This window comes from Microbacterium sp. SGAir0570, from assembly GCF_005491085.2.
GTDB classification, from domain to species: Bacteria; Actinomycetota; Actinomycetes; order Actinomycetales; family Microbacteriaceae; genus Microbacterium; species Microbacterium arborescens.
In genome coordinates this window covers 1835676-1862151 of sequence record NZ_CP027929.1, presented here as the reverse complement: position 1 = coordinate 1862151, position 26476 = coordinate 1835676, and the positions used below count along the sequence as shown (strand labels likewise).

Genomic DNA, 26476 nt, shown 5'->3' with positions numbered 1-26476 from the left:
CCCGATCAGCCCACGCGCAGGGGCAGCGGGCGACCACTGAGCTCGCGGCCGCCGCGTCCGATGCTGTCGGCGATCCCGATGATGGCCGCGGCGGCCGGATCGTCGGGGTGCGCGACGACGACGGGCACCCCGTCGTCTGCGTCGCCGCGCAGGTGGGGGCTGAGCGGCACCGAGCCGAGCAACGGCACCTGTTGCTCCGTCGACAGGGCTTCGGCGACGCGCATCCCGCCGCCGCTTCCGAAGAGATCGAGCGCTGTACCGTCGGGAAGGGTCATGGCCGACATGTTCTCGATGACCCCGATGACCCGCTGACCGGTCTGGCGTGCGACCAGGCCGCTCCGGACAGCGACGTCGGCCGCAGCCGCCTGCGGTGTGGTCACGACCACGACGTCGGCGTGGGGGAGCAACTGTCCGACGCTGATGGCGACGTCGCCGGTACCGGGAGGCATGTCGATGAGGAGCACGTCGATGTCGCCGAAGAACACATCGGTGAGAAACTGCGAGACCGTGCGGTGCAGCATCGGCCCGCGCCAGGCGACCGCGCCCGGGGCCTTCTGGTCGCGCGGAAGGAACATGCCGATCGAGATCGTCCGCACGTCGTGGGCGATGGGCGGGATCATGAGCCCGTCGATACGCGTCGGCTGCGGCGGCAGCCCGTCCGTGTCGACGAGACCCAGCAGGGCGGGAATGGAGAAGCCGTGCACGTCTGCGTCGATCAGTCCGACGGCGAGGCCCCGCTGAGCGAGGGCGACGGCGAGGTTGGCCGTGAGGGTCGACTTGCCGACGCCGCCCTTGCCGCTCGTGACGGCGATCACGCGCGTGAGAGAGTCGGGTCCGAACGGGTTCTCCCGCGCCGCTCTCCCGCCGCGCAGTCGCTCTGTGAGCGCCGCCCGCTCGGCCGGGGTCATCACGCCGACCTCGACCGTCACCTCCTCGATGCCCGGGGCCGAGAGCGCCGCCTCCCGCACATCTCGCTCGATCCGGTCCGCTGCCGGGCAGCCGACGATAGTCAGGGCGATGCCGACGCGGGCGTGGCCGCCCTCCACCGCGATGTCGCGCACCATGTCGAGCTCGCCGAGCGGTTTGCGAAGCTCGGGGTCTCGCACCGCGGCCACGGCCGCGCGGACGCCGTCGGCGCTCATCGCGAGTCCGGTCGCTCGTCCGACTCGAGGCGGTCGAGTGCGGTCCGGAGCTCGGCGCGCAGGGCCTCCTTCGTGACGAGCCCGTCGGTCAGGTCCGAGATCGCCATGCGGAGGGCCACGACCTCGCGCGCGAGGTATTCGGTATCAGCGAGGTTCCGCTCGGCGCGCTGGCGGTCCTGCTCGATCTGCACGCGGTCGCGGTCGTCTTGACGGTTCTGGGCGAGCAGGATCAGGGGCGCCGCGTACGACGCCTGCAGTGAGAGCATCAACGTCAGGGCGGTGAAGCCGTTGGCAGCGGAGTCGAAGCGCAGTTCGACCGGCATCAACGTGTTCCACGCGAGCCACGCGGCGCAGAACAGCGACAGCGCGACGAGGAAGCCAGGTGTCCCCATCGCCCGGGCGATCCACTCGGTGAAGCGACCGAAACGGTCGCGCGAGGGCTGCGACGTGCGCGGTCCCAGCACGCCGCTCACACCGCTCCGCCGCCCGCGGGGCGCCTCGAGCGAGGGCGTCTTCGATGCGCGGGCCATCAGCGCCGCCCCCGCATCGCGGCGGCATCCTGCGGCTCGACGTCCTGTGACCGCCAGTCGTCCGGGAGCAGATGATCGAGAACGTCGTCGACGCTCACGACGCCGACGAGGCGCCGGGCCTGGTCGACGACGGGAACCGAGACCAGGTTGTAGCTGGCGAGCATACGCGCGACCTCCGCAGCCGAGGACGAGGCGGCGACCGGGTCGACGGTGTCGTCGATGATGGCTCCGAGCCGCTCATGCGGGGGATAGCGCAGCATCCGCTGGAAGTGCACCGTGCCCAGCAGCCGGCCCGTCGGCGTCTCGTACGGGGGGAGCGTGACGAAGACGGATGCTGCCAGGGCCGGATGCAGCTCGTGCCGGCGGATGAGCGCGAGCGCCTCGGCGACCGTCGCCTCGGCGGACAGCACGATCGGATCGCTCGTCATGAGGCCACCCGCGGTGTCGGGTCCGTACTCGAGCAGGGCACGCACGTCCTCGGCCTCTTCGGGCTCCATGAGGTCGAGGAGCTGCTCGATGCGGCCCTCCGGCAACTGACCGAGCAGGTCGGCCGCGTCGTCGGGCTCCATGGCGTCGAGGATGTCGGCGGCGCGCTCGTCGCCGAGCCGTTCGAGGATGTGCACCTGTTCGTCCTCGGGCATCTCTTCGAGCGCGTCCGCGAGACGCTCGTCGGGAAGCTCTTCGGCGACTTCGAGAAGTCGCTCCTCGGGGAGATCGAGCAGGGTGTTGGCGAGGTCTGCGGGCTTGAGTTCGGAGTAGGTCGCGACCAGTTGCTCGGCCGACTGGGCGGCGCCGGAGGACTGGTCCTCGCGCACGTCCCCCCACGATGCGAAGGTCGTCGGTCCCTTGGCGAAGGGCGACGCGCTCGTCTTCGGTCGGCGGAGGAAGAGCTGACCGATGTCCCACTCGCCGAGCCGGTTCCGCTCGATCGCGACGTCCTCGATGACGGCGCCGCCCGACCCGTCGCGGAGGTAGACCTTCCGACCCAGGAGTTCGGCCATGACCCGCACCTCGCCGCCGCGCTGCTGGAAGCGCCGGACGTTGATGAGCCCGGTGGTGATCACCTGACCGGTCGCGATCGAGGTCACCCGGCCGATGGAGAGGAAGACGTTGCGTCGGCCGGGGATCTCGACGACGAGACCGATGACGCGCGGAGGGTCCGATTTGCGGAAGATCACGACCACGTCGCGGACCTTGCCGAGACGGTCGCCGGCGGGATCGAACACGACGCACCCGACCAGGCGCGCGACGAAAACCCTCTGCGTACTCACCGCTCCAGCGTAGTCGGCGACCGCGAAGGTGGCCCGTGACACAATGACGGAATGAGCATGATGGGCGGGACGCCCGCGGTCACAGGTGAGAAGGTCGCCGAGTACGCGTCGTACGAGGCTGCGCAGAAGGCGGTGTCGACACTCATCTCCGCCGACATCCCGGCACGTGAGATCGCGATCGTCGGCTATGGTCTGCGGTCGGTCGAGACGGTCACGGGTCGTCTCGGCTACGCGACCGCAGCGCGGACCGGCGCGATCAACGGCATCCTCCTGGGGTTGATCTTCTCGCTCATCTTCGTCTTCGGGACTCCCGACGCCGCGATACAGCTCTTCCTCGGCGTGATGCTCGTCGGCGTGGCCATCGGCATGATGATGAGCCTCGTGATGTTCGCGCTCGTCCGGCGCCGGCGCGACTTCGCGTCGGTCACGCAGGTCGTCGCAGACCACTACGAGGTGACGGTGCAGGCGAGCAGCATCCATCGCGCCCGCGGTGCGCTGAACGTCGCCCCGGCCCGTCCCGCGACGCCGACGGCCGCCGTGCCGGACGGACCACCCCGCTACGGTGAGCGGATCGACCCCGTGCCCGCCCCGACGGGAGACCGCCCCGCCCCCGGGCCGGCGGCGCCCAGTGGCACTCCCGCGGGTCCGCCGTCGGGATCGCCGGCGCCCGGACCGGCCGACGCACCGCTCCCGCCCGCGGTGGGGCCGGTGCCCGGTGGCGAGGCCCCCGGTCCGCAGGCTCCGGGCGCGCCCGAGCCGCCGGCGAGCGACCCGCGCTGATGATCGACGCGGTTTCGGTCGACGTCGCGGCCGGGACCGTCGAGCTGCCGCTGCTGCATGACCGCGCGGACGGCGCGCGTGCGGTGATGATCCTCGCTCATGGCGCGGGCGCGGGACCCGCGCACCCGTTCCTCGAAGGGTTCGCCCGAGTCGGCGCTGCGGCCGGGGTCGATGTCGTCCGCTTCCCGTTTCCCTACATCGTCGCGGGTCGCCGGCTTCCCGGCTCCGTGACCGACGCGCTCGCGTCCTGGACGGCCGTCTTCCGAGCGATCGCCGACGCGCATCCCGGTGTGCCCATCGTGGCGGCGGGGAAGTCGTACGGCGGTCGTATGGCGTCGATGGCGGCGGCGACCGGGGCGATCGATCCCGCGCTCCTGGTCTATCTCGGGTACCCGCTGCATCCGCCCGGCCGGCCCGATCGTCCGCGTACCGACCACCTGCCCGCGGTCGCGGCGCCGCAGCTGTTCGTATCCGGCACCCGCGATCCGTTCGTGGAACCGGTCGCCGATCTCGAGGCGATCGTGTCGACGTGCACCGACGCCGAGCTGCTCTGGGTCGAGGGCGCGCGCCATTCGTTCGAGGTCTCCGGGCGAAGACTCGACGCCGAGGAGATCGGGGCGAGCACGGCCGAACGCATCGTGCCCCGATGCCTCCGCCGCGTGTCCGCCTGACGGCGGACGACCGGGTCACCGTCCGGCCGCGTAGCCCTGCATCCCGCGCGGGTTCGCCGCCGCCCACAAGAGCCCGCGGCCCCGGTCGATGCCGACGGCCGAGAGACGTCCGAGGCTCCAGGGCCCGACCTGAGTGACGTCGTGGCCGCGGGAGCGGAGCCCGGCGGCGACGTCGTCGCCGAGACGGTCCTCCATCACGACACCGGCGGGCGTCCAGGTGCGGGGCCAGAAGGAGTCGATCATCGCGGTGGTGTGCAGTGTCGGAGCGTCGATCGCCGACTGCGCGTCCCAACCGCCGACCAGCATCCGCAGCAGCATCGGCAGCTGCCACTGGTCCTGCTGGTCGCCTCCGGGGGTTCCCATCGCGATGTCGGTACGGTCGCCCGTCATCACGAGGGTCGGAGAGAGCGTCGTGCGCGGGCGTGCGCCCGGTCGCAGCGCGGCGGGCGACGTCTCGTCGAGCCAGGTCATCTGCAGACGTGTGCCGAGCGCGAACCCGAGCTCCGGGATCGCGGGGGAGGACTGCAGCCAGCCTCCGGACGGCGTCACCGCGATGATGTTGCCCCACCGGTCGACGACGTCGATGTGGCAGGTGTCGCCGCGGGTCTGACCGGCGCGGCCGACCGTCGGTTCGCCTGTGCCGGCGACGCTCGTCCCGTCCGGGCGAATGAGCGGCGGACGGTGGGGAGCGCGGCCCGAGAGGGCGCCCGGACGCCACTCGTGCGACGCATCCGGCAGCAGCTGTGCGCGACGCCCGGCCAGGAAGGCGGGGTCGAGGATCTCCGAGATCGCGCTGTCGTCGCCGAAATGCGCGTCACGGTCGGCGAGGGCGAGCTTGAGCGCCTCGACGATCGTGTGGGCTCCCTCCGGTGTCGCGGGATCGATGAGGTCGTCGGGCAGAGGGTCGAGCAGAGCGAGCGCCTCGAGCAGCGCGGGCCCCTGCGTCCACGCGCCGGCCTTGACGATGGTGCGGCCGCGGAACACCGTCGTCAGCGGTTGTTCGTAGCCCGCGGAGAAGGCGGCGAAGTCGGCGGCCGTGATGACGCCCGCGTGCCGGCCGCCGGTGGAATGACGGTGGGGTCGGGCGACGAACGCGCCCGTCGCCTGGGCGACGACGCCCGTCTTCCATTCGGTTCTCGCCGCGTCCACACGTGCGGCCCGGTCGGCGGCCCCTCGACCCGCGTCGATCAGACTCTCGAAGACCTGCGCGAGCGCGGGGTTGCGGAACAGGTCGCCGGCACGGGGCGCGCTGCCCCCCGGAAGCCAGAGAGCGGCCGACGAGGGCCACTCGTCGCGGAAGAGCTGTGCGACGCGCTCGATCGTGGCCGCGGCCGACGCGAGCAGCGGATGGCCGTCGCGGGCGTAGCCGATGGCGAAGGCGAGCACATCGGCGAGCTCCCAGGTGCCGTAGTCGCGCAACAGGACCAGCCACGCGTCGACCGCGCCCGGCACTGCGGCCGCGAGGGCGCCGGCGCCGGGAACGGCCTTGAGGCCCTCGGCGCGATAGTGCTCGATCGTCGCTTCCCGAGGAGCCGGTCCCTGGCCCATGAGCACGCGGGGCCGCGCGTCGCCGGCGGCGTGGAACAGGCCGACGAGATCGCCGCCGGGTCCGTTCAGGTGAGGCTCGACGACCTGCAGCACGAACCCGCCCGCGGCCGCGGCGTCGAACGCGTTGCCGCCGCGCTCGAGAACAGCCTGCGCGGTCGCGGTCGCGAGCCAATGGGTCGCAGCGGCCATCCCGAAGGTGCCGGTCAGCAGCGGTCGCGTCGTCTGCGCGGGCGGCGCCGAGAACCCGCCGGTCACGAGGCGGAGCGCGCGATCCAGGCCTCGACCTCGTCCGCGGTGCGCGGGATGTCGGCCGAGAGGTTCACGGGGCCGCTCTCGGTCATGAGGATGTCGTCCTCGATGCGGACGCCGATGCCGCGATATTCCTCGGGCACGGTCAGATCGTCGATCTGGAAGTAGAGGCCCGGCTCGATCGTGAACACCATTCCGGGTTCGAGGATGCCGTCGTAGTACATCTCCCGCCGCGCCTGCGCGCAGTCGTGCACGTCGATGCCGAGGTGGTGGCTCGTGCCGTGCACCATGTACCGCCGGTGCTGGCCGCCGTTGTCGGCGTCGAGCGCCTCGTCCGCCGTCACGGGGAGCAGCCCCCACTCGGCGACGCGCGCCGCGATGACCGCCATTGCCGCCTCGTGGATCGAGCGGAAGGTGACGCCGGGACGAGCCGCGGCGAACGCGGTGTCGGCCGCCTCGCGCACGGTCTCGTAGATGCGGCGCTGGATCTCGGTGAAGCGCCCGGACACCGGCAGCGTCCGCGTGATGTCTGCGGTGTAGAGACTGTCGATCTCGACGCCGGCGTCGATCAGGATCAGGTCTCCCGGCACCACGGGCCCGTCGTTGCGCGTCCAGTGCAGGTAGCAGGCGTGCGGCCCCGAGGCGGCGATCGTGTCGTAGCCCTCGCCGTTGCCGTCCGTGCGAGCGCGCAGGTGGAACAGACCCTCGACGACACGCTCGCCCCGCGGGGTGGCGATGATGCGGGGGAGGTCGGCGACGATGTCGTCGAATCCACGCGCCGTGGCGGCGACAGCGAGGCGCATCTGCTCGACCTCGTACTCGTCCTTCGTGAGCCGGAGCTCGGACACCGCCCGCGTCAGGTCGGGATCGGCCTCCAGGACGAGATCGTCTGCGCGCAACTCGACATCGGCCAGATGGGCGGTCGCGATGCCGAGATCGACGGCGACGTCGTCGAGCGCCGGACGCGGCCCGATCCAGAACTCTCCGACCGACGCGTCGGCGTAGAATTCCGCGGTCGTCCGGTCGGCGCGGTCGCGCAGATAGAGCGTGACGTCGTGGCCGGCGGCGGTGGGCTCGAACACCAGCACCGAGTCGGGAACAGCGTCGCTGCCCCAGCCCGTCAGGTGCGAGAACGCGGAGTGCGCGCGGAAGGGGTAGTCGGTGTCGTTCGAACGCTGCTTGAGCGAGCCGGCCGGGATGACCAGGCGCCGGCCTCGGAACTCGTGCGACAGGCGCTCGCGCCGGGCCGCGGCGAACGGAGCGGCCTGCCGGGGAGCGGTCGGGGCGTCGGCTCGCGGCGCCCATCCCTGGGAGATGGTGTCGAGGAAGCCGCGGGGGAACGGCTGACGTCGATTGGTGTTCTCGGCGGGGGCTTCGGACGCCGTCGTCGCGGTGCCGGTCGTGTCGGTTCCCGTGGTCTCGCTCGTGGTCATGACTCCAGTCTCGCACCCGGCACCGGCCGGGGGCACAGATCAGCGTCGCGTGTACTGCACCACGAGGGGCCGGTGGTCGCTGCCCGAGTCGTCCAGCGACGAGATGACGACCGACCCCTCCGGCTTCCACGACGCGGTCGCCATGATGTGGTCGATCGGCGCTCCCAGGGGAGCGGGCACGTCGGTGGGCCAGGTGCCGATCCCGCCGTTGCCGGTCGAGCGGGCGGCGTCGTGGCAGCGCCCGAGATCGGCGTCGTCGATGCCGAGCCGCGCCATGTGATCGAGTGTCGCGTTGAAGTCGCCGGCCATGATGACGTCATCCGTCGCGCACTGGTCGGCCAGCCACTGGAGATCGCTGCGCCAGCTCGCCATCTCGTCCGGACGCGGGGCGACCGCGTGGACGGCCACGACGACCGGTCCGTCCCCGTCGACGGGCATCGCGACCGCACTCGGGACGATCGTCGTGTTCGTCGTGCCGCGGGCTTCGGACTCGATGACGGAGTAGTCGCCCAACTCGGGCGAGATCAGGAGCGCGGTGGAATTGGCGTCCCAGCTGTCGGGACCCTCGTAGCTGTCGACGTGCGCCCACATCGGGCGACCGCGCTCGCGCATCGCCACCGCGACGGCACGGCCGGTGTCCATCGTCGTCTCGGGCAGGGCGACGATGTCGGCCTGCATGGCCACCGCCGTCTCGGCGATGGTCTGGGCATCGGTCGCGGGGCCGGCGGTGTTCCAGGTCATGACCCGGATGCTGTCGTCCGTCTTCGGCGGCATGGTCTCGGCACCCAGCCCGCGGAGCGCCAGCGTGCCGGCGCCGCCCGCTGCGGCCACGAGCGAGACCAGTGTGATCCAGAGGCAGAACGCACGGATGCGGCGCCCCAGCGATAGGAGAAGGAACAGGAGGGCGATCGCGACGAATGCGCCGATCAGCAGCGGGCGCAGTGCGACGAGCTGCGCGAAGGGGAACTCCCGTTCGAGTCGGAGGAGCTCCGGCCAGCTGACCACGATGGCCGCAGCCGCGAACAGGGCCACCACGAGGGCTCCGAACACGCGCTTCACGCCTCGACTCTATGAGAGCGAGGCTGGACGATCGCCGGGCACGGCTACGCTGAGGAGGATGGGAACGGCAGCGCGCGCACGGGGGTTCCACGGGCCCAGCGACCTGCATCTGCATTCCATCCGTTCGGACGGCACGGAGCCCCCCGCGGGTGTCGTGCAGGCCGCGCACCGCGCCGGGCTGCGGACGGTGGCATTGACCGATCACGACACCACCGCGGGATGGGCCGAAGCCGCCGAAGCGACGGCGTCGCTCGACATGACGTTCCTTCCCGGGATGGAGCTCAGTGCGCGGCACGAGTGGCGGACCGTTCATCTCCTCGCCTATCTCTTCGACCCCGACCATCCGCGGCTGCGTGCCGAGATGGAGCGCATCCGCGAAGACCGGATCGGCCGCGCGGAGCGAATCGTCCGGAGCATCGCCCGCTCGCACGACCTGACGTGGGACGACGTGCTCGCGCAGACGGGAGCCGGCGCGACGGTGGGGCGGCCGCACATCGCCGACGCCCTCGTCGCCCGTGGTCTCGCGGCCGACCGCGCCGCAGCCTTCGCCGGCATCCTGCATCCCAGCCAGGGGCATTTCACTCCCCACTACGCGCCCGACCCGATCACCGCCGTCGAGCTGGTGGTCGCAGCCGGCGGCGTGCCGATCCTCGCCCACCCGTCGCCGAGCGGCCGTGAGCGCATGATGCCGCCCGAGGTCCTGCGCGAGCTCGTCGACCACGGCCTCGCCGGCTTCGAGGTCGAGCACCGGGAGAACACGGCGGACGGCAAGCGCGTCCTGCGTGCGATCGCCGCCGAGCTCGATCTCATCGTGACCGGGTCGAGCGACTACCACGGTCTCGGCAAGCCGAACCAGCCGGGGGAGAACACCACCGACGACGAGATGGTCGAGCGGATCATCGCCCGCGGCAGCGGAACGGCGCCCGTCTACGCATAGACGGGCGCCGCTCGGATGTCGTGAGGCGGGGTGCTCAGCTCGCGGCCGGAGCCGTCGTGCCGGCCGACCCCGAACCGCCGCGGCGACGGCGCCGACGGCGAGGCGATGTCTTGCCGTCGCGGTGCTCGGACCCGCCACCGTCGTGCGTGCCGGTCCCCGCATCCGTCGACGCGGGCGTCGCGCCTTCGGCGGTGGCCGCGCCGTCACCCGAGCCGCGCGAGCGACGGCGACGCGGGCGCTTCGCCTCGCCCTCGGCCGAGTCGGACGAGACGGTCTTCACGCTCTGGGTCGTGGGGAGCTTACGCAGACGTCCCTTCGTTCCCGCGGGGATGTTGAGGTCTTCGAACAGGTGCGGGCTCGACGAGTACGTCTCGACGGGCTCGGGCTGGCCGAACTCGAGGGCGCGGTTGATGAGGGCCCACTTGTGCAGGTCCTCCCAGTCGACGAATGTGACCGCGATCCCGGTGCGGCCCGCGCGACCGGTGCGGCCCGCGCGGTGGAGGTAGGTCTTCTCGTCGTCGGGGATGGTGTGGTTGATGACATGGGTGACGTCGTCGACGTCGATGCCGCGCGCGGCGACATCGGTGGCGATCAGAACGTCCTTCTTGCCGGCCTTGAATCCGGCCATCGAGCGCTCGCGTGCTTCCTGGCTCATGTCGCCGTGCACCGCGCCGGCGTTGAACCCGCGGTCGTTGAGCTCGTCGACGAGCTTCTGCGCTGCGCGCTTGGTGCGGGTGAAGATCACGGTCTTGCCGCGACCCTCGGCCTGCAGGATGCGGGCGATGACCTCATCCTTGTCGAGCGAGTGCGCGCGGTACACGAGGTGCTTGATGTTGGCCTGCGTCAGGCCTTCGTCGGGGTCGGTCGCGCGGATGTGGATGGGGTTCGACATGAAGCGTCGGGCGAGCGCGACGATCGGCCCGGGCATGGTCGCCGAGTAGAGCATCGTGTGGCGTACGGGCGCCACCTTCTGGAAGATCTTCTCGATGTCGGGCAGGAAGCCGAGGTCGAGCATCTTGTCGGCCTCGTCGAGCACGACCTCGGTCGCGTTGGAGAGGTCGAGCAGGCGCTGGCCCGCGAGGTCGATCAGACGGCCCGGCGTGCCCACGACGATCTGGGCGCCGGCCTTGAGCTGGTCGATCTGGCCCTCGTACGCCTTTCCGCCGTAGATCGCCACGACGCTCGTCGAGCGGTTGCGGGTGAGCATGTCCATGTCCTCGAAGACCTGGACGGCGAGTTCGCGGGTGGGGACGACGATCAGGGCCTTGACGCCCGGTGCCGGGTTCAGGCCCAGGCGCTGGACGACGGGGATGCCGAAACCGAACGTCTTGCCGGTTCCGGTCTTGGCCTGACCGATGATGTCCTGGCCGGGCAGGCCGAGCGGGATCGTCTGCTCCTGGATCGGGAAGGCGTCGACGATGCCCTTGTCGGCGAGGGCGTCGACGATGTCCTGGTCGACGCCGAGATCAGCGAATGTGGTCATGGGTGACGTGCCTGTCTGGCGGTGAGAAGCCGCCGGGGATGAGGGTCCACGCCTTTCACTCAGCCACAGGCGCGGGGCCCCGGTCCGATGCCGGGGCGCATCCAGCCTACCGCGACCCTAGGCTGGAGCCGTGGTGAGCTGGTTCTTCAAGCGCAAGCGTCCCGTCGGCCGCACCCTGCGGCTCCGATCCCGAGGCGACTACGGGGACGTCCGTCGCGTCGACTTCGAGGAGCTCGCTCCCGACGTCGACACCTTCCTCGGGCAGGCCGCGTACCTGCAGCTCGGCTACTTCGAGACCTTGAGCGACCTCATCGCCTCGACCCCGGAACTGTCGCAGAAGGAGTCGCTGTCGCTGGCGGCGGGCACGGCGCTGCTGAAGCACCGCGAGCTCGTCGGGGTGATCCGCGACCGCGGCGCCGATCCGCTCGAGCTGATGCTTCCCTTCCGCGAGCCACTCGACGCCTTCCGCCGCGCCACTCACGGCGCCCGCCCGCTCGAGACGATGCTCTCGGTGCACCTGACCGCGGGGATGCTGGACGACTTCTACCTCGCACTGTCGGCGAGCTACGGCGACACGGGACGCCAGGTCGCCGTCATCCTGCGCGCGCACGACGACCGCAGCGCGCTGGTGCGCATCATCACGGACGCGATCGCGGCGGACGAGCAATGGCGCGGGCTGCTGTCGCTGTGGGGCCGGCGCCTCGTCGGGGACACGCTGCTGATCGCGCGCGCGGCCCTGCGGTCGACGTCGCTTCAGCCCGCCGACGAGAAGCGGGTCGAACCGACCTACGCCGACGTCATGGCCGCTCATTCGCGGCGCATGGCGGCGATGGGTCTCGAGGCCTGACGGGGCCCGGCAGCCGGGCGGGCGCCGGCGATCAGCCGATCCGGAGGCGGCGGCGCTCCGCGGCGTCGGTGCGGGCCCGCGCCCGCGTCATCAGCGTGAGCGCGGCGAGGACCACGACGGCCGGCGCCACGATCGCGACGACCCAGATGACGGGGTTGTCGAAAGCGAGGCCCGCCCACGTCAGCGCCGTCCACGCGACGCCGCCGATGACGGCTCCGAGCACGGGCGCGACAGCGGCCCCGCGCGCCTCGCGCCCGGGCAGCGCGAACTCGGCCGCCAGCCCGATCGCCGCGCCGATGATGATCGCCAGGACGATCTGCACGGTCAGGCCACGAAGCCCACGCGGCGGGTCTGGTCGGTGCCGACCTCGACGAATGCGATGCCCGCGGTCGGGACGATGTAGGAGCTGCCCTTCGCGTCGCTCAGCTCGACGAACGGAGCGCCCGAGGTGAGGGCTTCGGAGACGGTCGCGCGAACCGCGTCCGCGGACTCGTTGGACTCGAGGCTGAGCTCGCGGCCGGTGTTCGCGATGCCGATACGGATCTCCACGGATTCATCCTCCTCCGCGCCCGTGCCTCGGGCGCTCTTCGACTCTACGACACCGCCCGGGTCGGGATGCCGGCGCGGTCACGCCCTGGGCGAACGCCCGCGGCGAACCGATGTCGGCGGTGCCGGTTAGCGTGGAAGGTATGGGTCAGGTCTCCGTCGGCATCACGCCCGACGCCGCTCAGTCGCGCGTGCTGACGCTCCCCGCCGACGCGAGCGCCGTGGTGGTCGGTGCTCCGGGAACGGGCAAGACCCGCACCATCGTCGAGCGGGTGCGCCGCTTGGTGGCCGAGGGCGTCGACCCCGACACCCTCGTCGTCCTCACCGCCACTCGACAGGCCGCGACCGACCTCCGCGACGATCTCGGCGTGGCGGTCGGGGCCGCCACGGCCGGTCCGCTGGCACGCTCGGTACCGGCATTCGCCTTCCAGATCGTGCGTGGCGACGCCGTGCGCCGCGGTGTCGAACCGCCGCGCCTGTTGACCGGTGGCGACGAGGACGCCATCATCCGCGACCTGCTCGACGGCGACGCGGAGGACGAGCTCGACGGACGGTCGCGATGGCCGGCCGAGCTGCCCGCGCACGTCCGAGGCTCGCGCGGTTTCCGTGCGGAGCTGCGCGCCTTCATCGCCGAATGCACCGCTTCGGGCATCGACAGCCGGGCTCTCGCGGAGCGCGCCGCTCGCGAGGGGCGGCCCGCGTGGCAGGCGGCGGCCTCGTTCATGGCGGAGTACTTCGCGGTCCGGGATGCCATGCGTGGCGCGCACCGCGACGCTGCGGGGCTCATCCGCGAAGCGGTCGACATCGTGTCGCGGCAGGGGTTGCCGCAGCTGCGCGTCGCGCTCGTCGACGACGCACAGGAGCTGACCGCCGGAGGCGTCGATCTCCTCGAGGCGTGCCGAGCCCGGGGCATCGCCGTCGTGGCCTTCGGCGACCCGGACGTGGGGTCGGGTGCGTTCCGGGGTGCCACACCGGAGAACTTCGCCCGGCTCGCGGCAGGCGGTGACGTCCTGGTGCTCGACACCGTGCACCGAGCGGAGGGCCGACACGCCCCGCTGGTCTCCGCTGTCACCGCCCGCATCGGCGCCGTCGGGCTGGTCGCTCACCGCCGGGCGCCGGAGCCGGATGCCCCCTTCGCGGGTGTCCGCGCCCTGGCGCTGCGCTCCCGATCGGAGGAGTTCGACACCGTGGCGCGACTGCTCAGGGAGCGGCACGTGCACCACGGTGTTCCGTGGGAAGAGTGCGCGGTGATCGCACACGACAGCCGTCAGGTGACCGCGCTCGAGGCCGAGCTCGCCGCGCGCGACGTGCCGACGGCGACGTCCGGCACCGGAACCTCGCTCGGAGAGTCGCCCGTGGTGCGCGACCTCCTGCGGCTCGTCGATCTGGCGGCGCGGCCGGGGGAGACGTGGCAGCGCGACGAGGTCATCGCCGCGCTTTCGGGTGCCGGTCTGGATGCGGTCGACCAGCGCCGGCTCCGATCGGCGCTCCGACAGGCGTTCCCCCCGGGCGAGGGCGAGCCGGTGTCGGCTTGGGAGCTCCTGCGCTCGGCGATGCTCCATTCCGCCGAACTCGCCGTGCTCGACCTGCGCGAGGCCCGACGCGCCGCTCGCGTCGCCGACACGCTGCGCGCGGTCGCCGACCTCATCGCCGACGATGCCACCGCCCACGAAGTGCTCTGGGCGGCGTGGGAGGGATCCGGACGCGAGCGGGCCCTGCGTGAGGCCGCCCGTGGCCACGGTCCGCTGGCCGCGCAGGCCGACCGCGATCTCGACGCCGTGGTGGCGCTGTTCCAGGCGGCCAAGCGCCACGGCGAGCGAGAGGACGGAACGACGCCCGTGGTGTTCCTCCGCGGCATCCTCGATGCCGATGTCGGCGACGACCGATTCGTCCCGCCTCCGGTGAGCGGCGCCGTCCGTGTGCTGACCCCGGCAGCCGCCCTCGGCACCGAGTTCGACACGGTGGTCGTCGCGGGCGTGCAGGACGGCATCTGGCCGAACCTGCGGGTGCGGGGCGGCTTGCTCGACACATGGCGCCTGCCGTTCGACGATCCCGCGGTCGCGGATGCGCTGGATCGTCGACGGGGAGTGCTCCACGACGAGCTCCGCCTGTTCGCGCGCGCCGTGTCACGGGCCCGAGAGCTCGTCGTGATCACGGCCGTCGACGACGACGACACCGGCCCGAGCCCGTTCTTCGAGCTCTTGCCGGAAGCGGAGGCGGCTCCACCCGAGGCGGCGCATCCGCTGACCCTTCGCGGCCTCGTCGCGCGGCACCGCCGCATCCTCACCGACCCTCGTTCGGCGCAGGACGATCGCCGCACAGCAGCAGGTCAGCTCGCGCTGCTGGCCGATGCGGGTATCGCCGGCGCCGATCCCGTCGAATGGTTCGGTGTCCGCCCGCCGACCACGACCGCGCCGCTGCGCGATCGCGAGGTCGAGACGATCCGCGTATCGCCCTCGCGTCTGGAGACGCTCGAGGAGTGTCAGCTGAACTGGGTGATCGCCGATCTCGGCGGCGACGCGTCGAGCGCGACGGCGGGCATCGGCACGATCGTGCACAGCGCCCTCGAGATCGCGTCGCCCGACGAGGACTCGCTGTGGCAGGCGGTGGCGGCACGCTGGAGCGAGCTCGAGTTCGAGTCCGCCTGGCGGGAACGGGCGGAGCGGACGCGTGCCCGCGACCTCGTCCGACGGCTCGCTCGCTACCTCCGCGACTTCGAACGCGACGGCGGGCGCCTGCTGGGAGCCGAGCCGCGCTTCGAGGTGGAGCTCGCCCACGACGACGCCGACGGGCGCATCGTCCTGAGCGGCGCGGTCGACCGCGTCGAGCTGCGCGCCGACGGGAGCGTGGTGATCGTCGACTTGAAGACGGGCAAGCGCGAACCGCAGACCGACCGTGCGGTGACCCATCACGCGCAGCTCGCGGCCTATCAGCTCGCGCACGAGCACGGCGCGATCCCCGCGGCGGCGGGGCTGCCCCCGGGCGGAGCGATGCTGCTCGTGCTGCGTCCGACGGCAGCCACGAAGGACTATGCCGCGCCCCGTCAGCCGCCGTTCGGCGACGACGAGCGCGCGGCCTTCCTCGGTCGGGTGCGCGGCGCGGCACGCGTCATGGGAGGGGTCAGCTTCGAGGCTCCGTTCGAGGAGCACTGCCGCGACGACCATTCGTTCGGGCTCTGCCGCATTCACACGATCGCGGCGGTGAGCGCGACATGACCGTCTCGCCTGCCGCGCTCGCGGCCGCTCTCGGCCAGTTCCCTCCCACGCCGGAGCAGAGCGCAGTGATCTCCGCGCCGCTCGCGCCGGCTCTCGTCGTGGCCGGCGCCGGCAGCGGGAAGACCGAGACGATGGCGGGCCGCGTCGTCTGGCTCGTCGCGAACGGGCACGTCCCGCGCTCGGGCATCCTCGGGCTGACCTTCACCCGCAAGGCCGCGGGTGAGCTGAGCGAACGGATCCGCCGGCGGCTCGATCGCCTCGCGGAGTTCGAGGACGCCGGTCTGCTGCCGCACCTCGACGCGCTGCACCGGCGAGGCGCGCTCGACGTCTTCGGAGAGCTCGAGCGAGCGGGCGATCCCGGGGGCGCGCGCCGGCATGCCGCGCAACGACGGCTCGTCGATGACACGGGGGCGCAGACGCTCGGCCCCGCGACCGACGCGCTGCTCGAGCGTCCGACGGTCTCGACGTACAACAGCTTCGCCGACGGCATCGTCCGCGAGAACGCGGTGCGCATCGGGCGCGATCCCGAGGCCGCCGTCCTCAGCGAATCTGCGGCGTGGCTGTTGATGCGTCGGGTGGTCCTCGACTCCGACGACGAACGTCTCGAGACGCGGGAGAACGCCCTGCGCAGCATCATCGACGGCGCGCTGCGCATCGCGCGCGACGGCGTCGACAACCTGGTCGACTTCGACGAGCTCGCTCATTTCGGCGCGGCGTTCCAAGATGTCCGCGAGCGCCCTTCGACCCGCAGCGGCACCACCGTCTACGCCGACGTGGCGCGTGCCGCCGAGCAGGTCGCGGGCCTGCCGCTGCTCGCCGACCTCGCCGTCGAGTACCAGCGGCGCAAGCTGCGATCCGGCGTCATCGACTTCTCCGATCAGGTGGCGGGTGCCTTGACGATCGTCCGCGCCCATCCGGCTGTCGCCACTGATCTGCGCGCGCGGTACCCCGTCGTGCTGCTCGACGAGTACCAGGACACCTCGGTCGTCCAGACCGAGCTGCTGAGCGCGGTGTTCGCCGGCACATCCGTGATGGCCGTCGGCGACCCGCACCAGTCCATCTACGGCTGGCGCGGCGCGAGCGCGGGCAACCTCGGCGACTTCGCCGCCGCGTTCGCCCCCGCGGGCGGCTCGGGGCGGTACTCCCTCGCGACGAGCTGGCGCAACAGCGAACGGATCCTGGATGCCGCCAATGCGGTGCTCGAGCCCCTCGCTGCGCGCTCTCCCGTGCCCGTCGATCAGCTGCGGCCGCGTCCGGGGGCGCCCGGTGGTGATGTCGACATCGTGTTCGAGACCGACCTCGATGCCGAGACCGAGCGCGTCGCCGGGTGGTTCGAAGAGGTGCGAGCGGGCCGCCAGCGGCGCGGTCTTCCGACGAGCGCGGCGATCCTGCTGCGCAGCAAGAAGCACATGGTGCGCTTCGCCGACGCCCTCGCGCGGCGTGGCATCCCGCACCGGATCCTCGGTCTGGGCGGACTGCTCAGCACTCCCGAAGTGGTCGACGTGGTCTCGGCGCTGCGGGTCATCAGCGATCCGTCAGCAGGGTCGGCGCTGCTCCGCCTGCTGGGCGGACCGCGCTGGTCCATCGGGCTCCGCGACCTCCGCTCGCTCGCCGAGCTGGGGCGCCGACTCGCGCGTTCCGACGTCGCACTGCAGCCGCTCGCCGCGGAGAGTGCGACCGAAGAGAACGCCTCACTCATCGACGCGCTCGACTTCTTCGTGCGTGTCGGCCCCGATCACGGCTGGCTCGCCGACTTCAGCGACGCCGGTCGCGAGCGTCTGCGCGACGCCGCCGCGACGTTCGCCGGCCTGCGCCGTGCCTCATCCATGCCGATTCCCGAGCTCGTGCGCTTGATCGAGGCGGAGTTGCGGCTCGACATCGAACTGGCCGCGAACGAGAGCAGAGGCCCCGCACGCGTCGCGTCGGACCAGCTGCGGGCCTTCGTCGATGAGCTGCAGGGCTTCCTCGCGACCGACGAGTCGGGGTCGCTGCCGAGTCTGCTCGCGTGGCTCGACCATGCCGAGCGTCAAGACGAGTTCGCGCCCCGCACCGAGCCCCCCGAAGACGACGTCGTGCAGATTCTCACGATCCACGGATCCAAGGGGCTGGAGTGGGATGCCGTGGCCGTGGGGCGGGTCGTCGCGGACGAGCTGCCCGCCCGCCCGCGCGACAAACAGGGGTGGCTCGGCTTCGGCGTGCTGCCGTACGCGTTCCGCGGTGACGCGCGCTGGCTGCCGCAGCTGGGGTGGGAGGCGCACGTGTCGCCGACCCAGCAGGACCTCAAGGCGGCGCTCACCCGGTTCGCCGAGGACAACGCCGAACGCCAGCGCGAGGAGGAGCGCCGCCTCGCGTACGTCGCCGTGACGCGTGCCCGCGACGCGCTGCTCCTCAGCGGCTCGCCATGGTCGGGCACCCGGAATCCCCGCGGTCCGAGCCCGTTCCTGCGAGAGATCGCGATCGCGCTCGGCCAGGAGCTTCCCGATAGCGAGCCGGGGGAGAACCCCTATAACGATCGGCGCCAGATCATGCGGTGGCCCTTGGATCCCCTGGGCGAGCGCCGCGGCCGCGTGGAGGCGGCGGCGACGCTCGTGCGCGGCGCACAGCAGGCCTCCGAGCGCGACGAGGCCGAACGCGATCTCGCGCTGCTGCTCGCGGAGCGCGAGGAGCGGTCCGCCGGTGCTCGTCGTGCCGCCCCCACGCGCATCCCCGCATCGCGTTTCAAGGACTACGCCGCCGACTACGAGGCCGCCGTCGAGGCGACCCTGCGTCCGCTGCCCGAGCGTCCGTACCGCGAGACCCGGTTGGGCACCCGTTTCCACGCGTGGGTGGAGCAGCGCTCGGGTATCACCGCGCGGGGTCCGCAGCCCGACGCGCCGCTGTGGGACGTCGACGACCCCGCTGAGGGGCCCGCCGCCGGAGAGGGCGAGCTGAGCCGTCTGCAGGAGATCTTCCTCCGCTCCGAATGGGCCGACCTCCAGCCGATCGAGGTCGAGACCGAGATCGACTTCGCCGATGACCGCCTCCTCGGCGACGGCCGCCCGCACGTCATCATCTGCAAGCTCGACGCGGTGTACCGCCGTGCCGACCGCGGCGGGCGCATCGAGATCGTCGACTGGAAGACCGGCCGTCCGCCGCGAACGCCGGCCGAGCGCGCCGAACGGATGCTGCAGCTCGAGCTCTACCGGCGGGCGTACTCGATCCGGCACGGCATCCCCGAGTCGGAGATCGACGTCGCGCTGTTCTACGTGGCCGACGACCTCGTGCTGCGGGGGTGAGTCCTGCGGCGTCGGCCCCGGGACCTCACTCGGCCGAAGACCACCGCCGCAGCGCGTTGCGGGCCGCCTCGGCGTGCTCGGGATCGTCGGTGTCGTCCGCCGACGACCCATCCGGCGCCGACGCGGGGACGGTGGGGGCGGCGCCGGTGTCGCCGCGCCGGTCGCTCCACGCGCCGTCGGGCGTCCAATCAGACAGGTCGATCGGGATCGTCTCGATGTCGGCCTGCTCGGCGGTGTCCTGGTCGGCGAGGTAGGCGGCCAGCAGCGCCGGGTCGTAGGTGTCGGTCTGCATCGAGGTGTCACCGGCCGTCACCGCGGTCGGGGTACGGCCGAGCAGCTCGAGCGCGTCGTCGACGGTGCTGTAGTCCTCCGGAAGAAGGGGTTCGTCGCGAACGCCCTCGTCGAGCGCGGACAGCAGTGCGACGGCGTCCTCCACCACCCGCTCTGCGCCGGTCTCGTGTCCGTGAGCCAGCCACCGGGCGAACTCCAACTCGGCGTAGAGCCGGGAACGTGCGGCCAGCGCGGCATCGGGCGTGTGGTGCGCCGCTTCGGCGTACGCGGCGAGGACGTCGTCGCGAGCGTCGGGTGCCGAAGCCAGCCAGCGCAGATCCTCGGCCGGATCGCCGACGCCCAGACCGTGCCACGCGAGCAGGCCTGTCACCGTCGGGCCGGCTGCGGTGTCGCTCAGGACGAAACGACCGGGGTCGACGCCGCCGAGGGTGATGGTGGCCTCGAACCGCCACAGCCGATCCTCGCCGAGCGCGGTGCTCCAGCGGCGGAGCAGCCCGAACGGAAGCGATCCCGTCGCCTCCGCGCGGTCGAGCAGGCGCTCGGCGTCCTGGCGCACCTCGGCGCTCGTGCGGGTGCGCAGACCGGCGTCGCGGGCGACCGCGTGGGGGAGTGCGTGGACGCGCGCGATCGCTGATCCGAGCGACCAGGCCGCGCCGCGACCCGGCGGGATGTGGCCGGCCTCGACACGGTACCCCGGGACGTATTCCTGCACGACGGCGGTGACGCCTCCCATCCGGGCGGTGCCGAGCACCGTGGGCGCCTCGAACGGCAGCAGCCCGCGCACCCCGGGGGTCAGCGCACGGAGCGCACGGGTGTCGGCGACGAGCTCGAGGTCGGCGTCGACGTCGACCGGAACGCGCACGACGACGCGTCGCCCGTCCTCCAGCGTCACCAGCGCGCTGTCGTATCGCCCGTCCGCCCGCTCGGTCAATTCCGCCGCCGCCACGACTGCGGCGCCGGGGAGAGCCGAACTGACGGACGCGGCTAGAGTGAAGGGAGAGCGAGCCATGCCATCAGGGTAGGTCGGGCGGCCGCGCAGGCCGACGCGCCACGCCCGCGAGAGAGGTCCCCGAGATGCGAATGCAGCCGCCGGCGCTGGCCCGGTCCGTTTTCGAGCCGTCACCGGAAGAACGTTCCGACGAAACGCTCCTCGACCGTCTTCGCGCCGACCCGACGACGCGCGTGCTGACGGTACGGGGCGACCGAGCCCGGGTTCGGGGCGACCGCCTCGTCTGGGAAGCTCCCGAGTTCGTCGCGGACGAGGAGGGAACGGCCGAATGGGCCTTCCTCGGGCGCGCCGCCGACGGCTCGGCCCGGCTCATCGCCGCGCAGGCGATCCCCGCCGACGGCGGCGACGACAGCTGGGCCTCGTTGCGGATGTCGGGCGGCGACCTCGTCGACGAGGATGCGGGAGCATTCGTGACGGCGGTCGCCCTCGGCCGCTGGTTCGCCGACTTCCGCTTCTGCCCGCGCTGTGGAGCGCCCGCGCGGCTGCGGTCGGCCGGGTGGTCGCGCGTGTGCACGGGATGCGGCCGGGAACAGTTCCCGAGGACCGATCCCGCTGTGATCGTCGCCGTCAGTGACGCCGGCAACGAGCGCCTGCTTCTGGGGCAGAACGCCGCGTGGGCCGTGGACAACCGATTCTCGACCTTCGCCGGATTCGTCGAAGCGGGCGAATCCCTCGAGACCGCGATCCGTCGCGAGGTCGCCGAGGAAGCGGGCGTCGTCGTCGACGACCTCGTCTACCGCGGGTCGCAGGCGTGGCCGTACCCGCGCTCCCTGATGCTCGGCTTCCACGCTGTGGCGACCGACGCCTCGCGAGCACGTCCCGACGGCGACGAGATCGTCGCCGTCCGCTGGTTCGACCGCGCGGAGATCCGCAGTTCGCTCGCGGGCGCGGGGCCGGTGATGCTGCCCGGCTCCGCTTCGATCGCTCGTCGCCTGATCGTCGACTGGTGCGGTGACGACGCATGACAGATCCTCTCGCCGGACTCGACGAGCAGCAGCGCGAGGCGGCCTCTGCGCTGCGCGGTCCCGTGTGCGTGCTCGCGGGGGCCGGGTCGGGGAAGACTCGCGTCATCACCCACCGCATCGCGCACGGCGTCGAGACCGGCGCGTACTCGCCGAACCGGGTCATGGCGGTCACCTTCACGGCGAAAGCCGCGGGGGAGATGCGGGGTCGATTGCGCGCCCTGGGCGTCGGCGGCGTCGCCGCGCGCACGTTCCACTCCGCGGCTCTGGCACAGCTGAACTACTTCTGGCCGCAGCTCGCCGGCGACGCTGCGCCGACGATCCTGGGAAGCAAGGTGCGGCTGCTCGCGCAGGCGGCCGACGCGATCGGGCTGGACCCCGATCCGGCCGTCCTGCGCGATGTCGCGACGCGTATCGAGTGGCGGAAGATCACGATGCGTTCCATCGAGCGATACGCCCTCGACAGGCCCGAACCGGTCGGCTCGCTATCGCTCGACGCGGTGGTCGCGCTGCAGCGCTCGTACGAGCAGGTGAAGGACGAGCGGCGGCAGCTCGACTTCGAGGACGTGCTGCTCGCGTGCGCGGGGATGCTCGAGGCCGAGCCGCGCGTCCTCGCTGAAGTGCGCGAGCAGTACCGCCACTTCACCGTGGACGAGTTCCAGGACGTCTCGCCCGTGCAGCACCGCCTGCTCGAGCTCTGGCTGGGCGAACGCCGTGATCTCTGCGTCGTCGGTGACGCCAGCCAGACGATCTATTCCTTCGCGGGCGCCGACCCGTCGTACCTGCTGGAATTCGGCACCCGGCATCCGGATGCGCGGATTCTGCGGCTCGAACGCAACTACCGCTCCGAGGCGGGCGTCGTCGCCGTGGCGAACGCTCTCATGCGGGGCCGCCCCGGGGCTCTCGAGCTCACGGCCGATCGCGCGACCCCCGATCATCCGCGCCCGACGATCCGTGCATTCGCCGACGACACCGCCGAAGCGGACGGCGTGGCCGAAGCGGTCGCAGAGCAGCTCGCGCGGGGGATCGATCCGCGCCACATCGCCGTCTTGTATCGGGTGAACGCCCAGTCGGCGCCGCTCCTGGCGGCGCTGGCGCGGCGCGGCATCGCCGCCGCGGTGCTCGGAGGCGCACGCTTCTTCGACATCCCCGAGGTGCGCCAGGCCGTGATGGCCCTGCGCGGCGCGTCCGTGGCGCCCTCGTCCGGCGACCTCGTCGCCGACGTCCGGTCGATCCTGCGCTCGCTCGGTCTGAGCGACGAGCCGCCCCCGGCGGGCGGTCCGCTCCGTGACGCCTGGGAGGCGCGCGCGGCGCTGCTCCGCCTCGCCGAGGAGGCGCCGGCGGGTACCACGATGCGGGCGTTCACCGATGAGCTGCAGGTGCGGGCGAAGGATCAGCACGAGATCGCCACGCGGACCGTGACGCTGTCGACCCTTCACGCCGCGAAGGGCCTCGAGTGGGATCACGTCCACCTCGTGGGCCTTGCGGAGGGACTGCTGCCCATCGCCTACGCCACGACGTTCGAGCAGATCGACGAGGAGCGCCGACTGGCCTACGTGGGTGTCACGCGAGCTGCGCGAACGTTGACTCTGTCGTGGGCTCGGACCTCGGGGCGCTACGAACGGCAGGTGTCTCGCTTCGTCCGGGAGATCGGCACCAGCACGCTGGATGAGGTTCGTGGTCGTGCCACGTCGGCTCGCCGAACGACGCCCGCAGCGTCATCGACCGGGTCCGCTCCGTCACCGGCGCGCTGATCAGCTGCAGCGACATCGCGCAGGCGGCCGAGATGAGCGCCGGATCGGTCGGAGGACACGGACGGCCCAGGAGCTGTGCGGCGAGCACCGGCCACGCGGCATCCCGGTCGCGTCGATGTTCATGCAGGCAGGCCAGGCAGCCCGTCCGGCCCGGTACGACGAGCGGCCCGACCGCGACACGGTTCCCGGCGAGCTCGAGGGCCAGGTGAGCGACGTCGTCGGCGACGAGGGCAGCGGCTCGCCGCGGCTCGACGAGGCGGGAGGCGACCAGGACGACGACCCGCTCCGGGACCCTGGCGACTGCGGCGGCCTGCGCCGCCCCGACCTGGGCTCCGGCCGCCGCGAACGCATGCTGCACCGTTCGCCGATCGGCGGGACCGACGTCGTCGCCGAAAGAGAGGGCGACGGACGGCCGCGGGCGCGGCTCTGCGAGCACCGGGCGCAGCAGCCGGCGCAGCCGGGGAACCTCATCGGCAGGAGCGCCCGCGTCGCGGGCGATCGTGTCGAACAGATCATCCGGTATGCCGTTCACCAGGGCGTGGATCACGCGCTCGTGCCACGGCTCGACGGGGTCGAGCACCGCCGCTCCGGGCTCATCGCCCAGTTGCAGGGCCGAGGGAGAGCGCCACAGCGGCGCGGCGGACGCATCGAGACGGAGCATGACCCCGATTCTTGACAGCCCGCCCGCCGACGTGCCGGCGTCTCCACAGCCCGAGGGCGGGCCCGGTGGTCCCGCGCCGCTGGGGAGGAGCGGGACTCGGCGGCGCGGCGCGGCTGGTCGGGACCCGGTCAGACGGGCGCAGGGCCCTCGGGGCCGTCCTCGTCCCGACGGCCGCGAGGATCGTCGGTCGCCTCGTCGCCCTCGCCTGTCCCGGCGTCGTCGCCGGCCGCGGCGGCGGCCAGTAGCGCGTCGAGCGCGTCGTCCATCTCATCGCGCTCGGGAGCCTCGCCCCGCGCGCGGGCCTGGAGTCGCCCGATCAGGGCCGCAGGGTCGTCGACGTCGGCGGGGGTGGGCATGAGGTCGGGATAGTCCCACAGGCTGTCGCGGGCATCGGCGCCGACGGCATCCGTGATGGCACGCCACATGGCTGCGGCCTCGCGCAGCCGCCGCGGTCTCAGCTCCAGCCCGACGAGAGAGGCCATGGCCTGCTCGGCAGGGCCGCCGACGGCCCGGCGGCGGCGTACCGCCTCGGAGATCCGGTCGGCCGCGGGCAGACGAGTCGTCGCATCGGCGGAGACGACGTCGACCCAGCCCTCGATCGTCGCGAGCAGGTGCTCCAGCCGGGTGAGCGCGGCGGCCTGCGCCTCGGAGCGTTGGGGAAGCAGCACGCCGCTCTCGAGCGCCTGGCGCAGCTCTTCGGGCTGGGAGGGATCGAAGCGCGACGCGAGCTCCTCGAGGGCGTCGGTGTCGACATGAATCCCCCGTGCGAAGTCGGTGACCTGCGAGATCACGTGGAGCCGCAGCCACCGGGCATGGCGGAACAGACGGGCATGGGCCAGTTCTCGCGTCGCGAGGGCCAGAGCGAGCTGCTCGTCATCGATGCCGAGATCGCGTCCGAAGTCGGCGAAGTTCTGCGGCAGAATCGCGGCCTCGCCGTCGGGCATGACGGGGATGCCCACATCACCGCCCGAGACGACCTCGAGCGAGAGCTTGCCGACGACAGCGCCCAGCTGCGCGGCGAAGAGTGAGCCCCCGACGGTCCGCATGAGCCGGCCGGCCCCGGCGATCATGCTCTGCATCTCCTCCGGAGCCTGCGACTCGAGCGCGGCGGTGAGGGCGTCGGCGACCGAGGTCGCGACGGGTTCGGCCAGCTCCTGCCACACCGGCAGCGTCGCCTCCACCCACGCGCCACGGGTCAGTGCGCGCGGCGGTGCGGGCAGGTCCGAGATCGTCGTGGCCTCACTCAGCCACAGCGTCGCCAGGGCGAACGCGTCGGAGAAGTCCTGCCGGTCGCCGGCGCTGATGCCGTGTCCGTCCTTATTGGCCAGGTGGAGGGCTTGTGTGCGGGTCGCGCTCCAGTCGACGCCGCCGTCGCCTCCGGCGGCGAAGGCGCCTTGGAGATGCTGCATCATCTGGTGCAGCATCGCCGGGTCGACCCCCATGGCCGACAGACGCTCGAGCTGCTCGGGCCCGAGCGTGCCGCCCTGGCCCAGCAGGTTGCGGAGCAGCTCCTGGAACTCGTCCTCGGGAGAGCGGTCGTCATCAGCCATGTCAGGCGCCTTTCAGCAGGGCGGTCAGCTCGCGTTCTACGCTAGCCGCACGACCTCGTCGCACGGCGCGAACGGACCTCGTTCGCTTTCGCCGGTCGCGAACGACCGGGATCAGAAAGCAGCACGTGTCACTTTTCGACGAGAACGCCCCCGTCCCCGCGCCCCGACGCCGCATGAGCCGGGCCTCCCTCGCGGGACTCTGGGCGGTGTCCTTCTCCCTGGTCGCGCTGTTGATCCTGACGATCGTGCCCACCTCCTTCGTGATCCAGCGGCCGGGACCCGTGTACGACACCCTCGGGTCCGTGGCCTCCGGCGACGGCGAGCAGCGCCCCCTCATCAGCATCTCGGGCGCCGAGACGTTCCCGACCTCCGGCACCCTGGACCTCCTGACCGTCGAGGTCCTCGGCAACCGCGAGCGCACGCCGTCGTGGCTCGAGCTCGCCGCCGCCTGGTTCGACCCGGCGCGCGCCGTCGTCCCCATCGACGAGATCTTCCCCGAGGGCGTCACGACTGAGCAGCGCAACGATGAGAACGCCGCGCTCATGGTCGACTCGCAGAAGGAAGCGACCGCCGCGGCCCTGTCCGAGCTCGGCTACGACGTCACCTCCCTCGTGCGCGTTCACCAGCTCGCAGACGACTCGCCCGCGGCGGGCATCCTCGAGCCGGACGACGTGATCCGCTCGGTCGACGGGCAGCCCGTCACGACCACGGCGGGTCTGCGAGACGCCGTCAATGCGGCGGGCGGACGCGCGCTCATGCTCGAGGTCGACCGGTCCGGTCAGCAGCGATCCGTCGAGGTCACCCCGAAGCAGATGACGACCGACGGCGAAACGCGGTGGGTCATCGGTGTCACGATCGCGCAGGACTTCGACTTCCCGATCGACGTCACCCTCCAGCTCGACAACGTCGGCGGCCCGAGCGCGGGGATGATGTTCGCCCTGGGGATCATCGACACGCTCACCCCCGGCGAGCTCACCGGCGGCGAGCGATTCGCGGGAACCGGCACGATCGACGCGACCGGCAACGTCGGGCCGATCGGCGGCATCCGACAGAAGCTCTACGGCGCCAAGGATGCGGGTGCGGCCTGGTTCCTCGCGCCTGAGCGCAACTGCAACGAGGTCGTGGGCCACGTCCCGGACGGCCTCCGCGTGTTCTCGGTCGCGGATCTCGACGACGCGCTCTCGGTCGTCGAGACGGTCAGCGAGGGCGGCGATCTCGACGCCCTGCCGACCTGCACCGCGGGCTGAGGCTCGGCTTCCCCCC

21 protein-coding genes are annotated in these 26476 nt (G+C 72.2%); 10 read left to right on the top strand and 11 right to left on the bottom strand.

The window, feature by feature from the left end:
• Positions 1–5: 5 nt before the first annotated feature.
• The 3 genes from C1N74_RS08865 to C1N74_RS08855 are packed head-to-tail and all read right to left on the bottom strand — an operon-like array spanning position 6 to position 2943.
• Positions 6–1142 carry an Mrp/NBP35 family ATP-binding protein gene (locus C1N74_RS08865; protein WP_064956519.1) on the bottom strand — a complete coding sequence of 379 codons (1137 nt, stop codon included), beginning with the start codon at positions 1140–1142 and terminating at the stop codon, positions 6–8.
• Entirely contained in the window at positions 1139–1672 is a 534-nt protein-coding gene (locus tag C1N74_RS08860) for a DUF1003 domain-containing protein (RefSeq protein WP_137750378.1), read from the bottom strand. Before C1N74_RS08860 ends, C1N74_RS08865 begins: the two co-directional genes overlap by 4 nt.
• Positions 1672–2943, bottom strand: coding sequence for a magnesium transporter MgtE N-terminal domain-containing protein (locus C1N74_RS08855; RefSeq protein WP_064956763.1), 1272 nt, complete (start codon positions 2941–2943; stop codon positions 1672–1674). The genes C1N74_RS08860 and C1N74_RS08855 overlap by 1 nt, the downstream gene beginning before the upstream one ends.
• A gap of 51 nt (positions 2944–2994) precedes the next feature.
• On the opposite strand from C1N74_RS08855, the gene C1N74_RS08850 reads away from it, so the two are divergent.
• Both C1N74_RS08850 and C1N74_RS08845 read left to right on the top strand, forming a co-directional pair.
• Entirely contained in the window at positions 2995–3723 is a 729-nt protein-coding gene (locus C1N74_RS08850) for a general stress protein (protein WP_064956521.1), read from the top strand.
• Positions 3723–4394 carry an alpha/beta family hydrolase gene (locus tag C1N74_RS08845; RefSeq protein WP_137750377.1) on the top strand — a complete coding sequence of 224 codons (672 nt, stop codon included), beginning with the start codon at positions 3723–3725 and terminating at the stop codon, positions 4392–4394. The genes C1N74_RS08850 and C1N74_RS08845 overlap by 1 nt, the downstream gene beginning before the upstream one ends.
• 15 nt (positions 4395–4409) lie before the next feature.
• On the opposite strand, the gene C1N74_RS08840 is transcribed toward C1N74_RS08845, so the two are convergent.
• The 3 genes from C1N74_RS08840 to C1N74_RS08830 all read right to left on the bottom strand — a co-directional run bounded on the left by C1N74_RS08840 (position 4410) and on the right by C1N74_RS08830 (position 8683).
• Positions 4410–6131 carry a gamma-glutamyltransferase family protein gene (locus tag C1N74_RS08840; RefSeq protein WP_137750997.1) on the bottom strand — a complete coding sequence of 574 codons (1722 nt, stop codon included), beginning with the start codon at positions 6129–6131 and terminating at the stop codon, positions 4410–4412.
• Between the two features lie 62 nt (positions 6132–6193).
• Positions 6194–7624, bottom strand: coding sequence for an aminopeptidase P family protein (locus C1N74_RS08835; protein ID WP_023950547.1), 1431 nt, complete (start codon positions 7622–7624; stop codon positions 6194–6196).
• Between the two features lie 39 nt (positions 7625–7663).
• Entirely contained in the window at positions 7664–8683 is a 1020-nt protein-coding gene (locus C1N74_RS08830; RefSeq protein WP_088379990.1) for an endonuclease/exonuclease/phosphatase family protein, read from the bottom strand.
• 58 nt (positions 8684–8741) lie between these two features.
• Here C1N74_RS08830 and C1N74_RS08825 point away from each other — a divergent pair, with 58 nt between their 5' ends.
• Positions 8742–9620: a PHP domain-containing protein gene (locus C1N74_RS08825; RefSeq protein ID WP_137750376.1), complete on the top strand. Its 879-nt coding sequence runs from the start codon at positions 8742–8744 to the stop codon at positions 9618–9620.
• A 34-nt stretch (positions 9621–9654) separates the two neighbouring features.
• Here the strand turns inward: C1N74_RS08825 and C1N74_RS08820 are convergent, their stop codons facing one another.
• On the bottom strand, positions 9655–11103 hold the full coding sequence (locus C1N74_RS08820; RefSeq protein ID WP_071918055.1) for a DEAD/DEAH box helicase: 1449 nt from the start codon (positions 11101–11103) through the stop codon (positions 9655–9657).
• A gap of 130 nt (positions 11104–11233) precedes the next feature.
• Here C1N74_RS08820 and C1N74_RS08815 point away from each other — a divergent pair, with 130 nt between their 5' ends.
• Positions 11234–11950, top strand: coding sequence for a ferritin-like fold-containing protein (locus tag C1N74_RS08815; RefSeq protein ID WP_023950553.1), 717 nt, complete (start codon positions 11234–11236; stop codon positions 11948–11950).
• A 31-nt stretch (positions 11951–11981) separates the two neighbouring features.
• On the opposite strand, the gene C1N74_RS08810 is transcribed toward C1N74_RS08815, so the two are convergent.
• Together C1N74_RS08810 and C1N74_RS08805 are read right to left on the bottom strand one after the other, a co-directional pair.
• On the bottom strand, positions 11982–12272 hold the full coding sequence (locus C1N74_RS08810; RefSeq protein ID WP_088379988.1) for a hypothetical protein: 291 nt from the start codon (positions 12270–12272) through the stop codon (positions 11982–11984).
• A 2-nt stretch (positions 12273–12274) separates the two neighbouring features.
• Positions 12275–12499: a DUF3107 domain-containing protein gene (locus tag C1N74_RS08805; RefSeq protein WP_064956528.1), complete on the bottom strand. Its 225-nt coding sequence runs from the start codon at positions 12497–12499 to the stop codon at positions 12275–12277.
• A gap of 140 nt (positions 12500–12639) precedes the next feature.
• On the opposite strand from C1N74_RS08805, the gene C1N74_RS08800 reads away from it, so the two are divergent.
• A complete protein-coding gene (locus C1N74_RS08800; RefSeq protein WP_258317898.1) occupies positions 12640–15711 on the top strand; it encodes an ATP-dependent DNA helicase in 3072 nt (1023 codons plus the stop codon).
• Entirely contained in the window at positions 15708–18986 is a 3279-nt protein-coding gene (locus C1N74_RS08795; protein WP_071918057.1) for an ATP-dependent DNA helicase, read from the top strand. Before C1N74_RS08800 ends, C1N74_RS08795 begins: the two co-directional genes overlap by 4 nt.
• A 25-nt stretch (positions 18987–19011) precedes the next feature.
• Here the strand turns inward: C1N74_RS08795 and C1N74_RS08790 are convergent, their stop codons facing one another.
• Complete coding sequence (locus C1N74_RS08790; RefSeq protein ID WP_258317897.1) at positions 19012–20208, bottom strand: aminoglycoside phosphotransferase; 1197 nt, start codon at positions 20206–20208, stop codon at positions 19012–19014.
• A 143-nt stretch (positions 20209–20351) separates the two neighbouring features.
• Between C1N74_RS08790 and nudC the strand changes: the two genes are divergently transcribed.
• From nudC to C1N74_RS08775, 3 genes are all read left to right on the top strand, one after another.
• Positions 20352–21251, top strand: a complete 900-nt coding sequence (gene nudC / locus C1N74_RS08785) for an NAD(+) diphosphatase (RefSeq protein WP_137750373.1) — start codon at positions 20352–20354, stop codon at positions 21249–21251.
• The gene (locus C1N74_RS08780; RefSeq protein WP_137750372.1) at positions 21248–23002 is read left to right on the top strand and encodes an ATP-dependent helicase; all 1755 of its coding nucleotides are present in this window, start codon (positions 21248–21250) and stop codon (positions 23000–23002) included. The genes nudC and C1N74_RS08780 overlap by 4 nt, the downstream gene beginning before the upstream one ends.
• A 121-nt stretch (positions 23003–23123) precedes the next feature.
• Complete coding sequence (locus tag C1N74_RS08775) at positions 23124–23678, top strand: hypothetical protein (protein ID WP_137750371.1); 555 nt, start codon at positions 23124–23126, stop codon at positions 23676–23678.
• A 113-nt stretch (positions 23679–23791) separates the two neighbouring features.
• On the opposite strand, the gene C1N74_RS08770 is transcribed toward C1N74_RS08775, so the two are convergent.
• A complete protein-coding gene (locus C1N74_RS08770) occupies positions 23792–25213 on the bottom strand; it encodes a zinc-dependent metalloprotease (RefSeq protein WP_137750370.1) in 1422 nt (473 codons plus the stop codon).
• Positions 25214–25338: 125 nt separating this feature from the next.
• Here C1N74_RS08770 and C1N74_RS08765 point away from each other — a divergent pair, with 125 nt between their 5' ends.
• Positions 25339–26460, top strand: coding sequence for a PDZ domain-containing protein (locus C1N74_RS08765; protein WP_137750369.1), 1122 nt, complete (start codon positions 25339–25341; stop codon positions 26458–26460).
• Positions 26461–26476 lie beyond the last annotated feature (16 nt).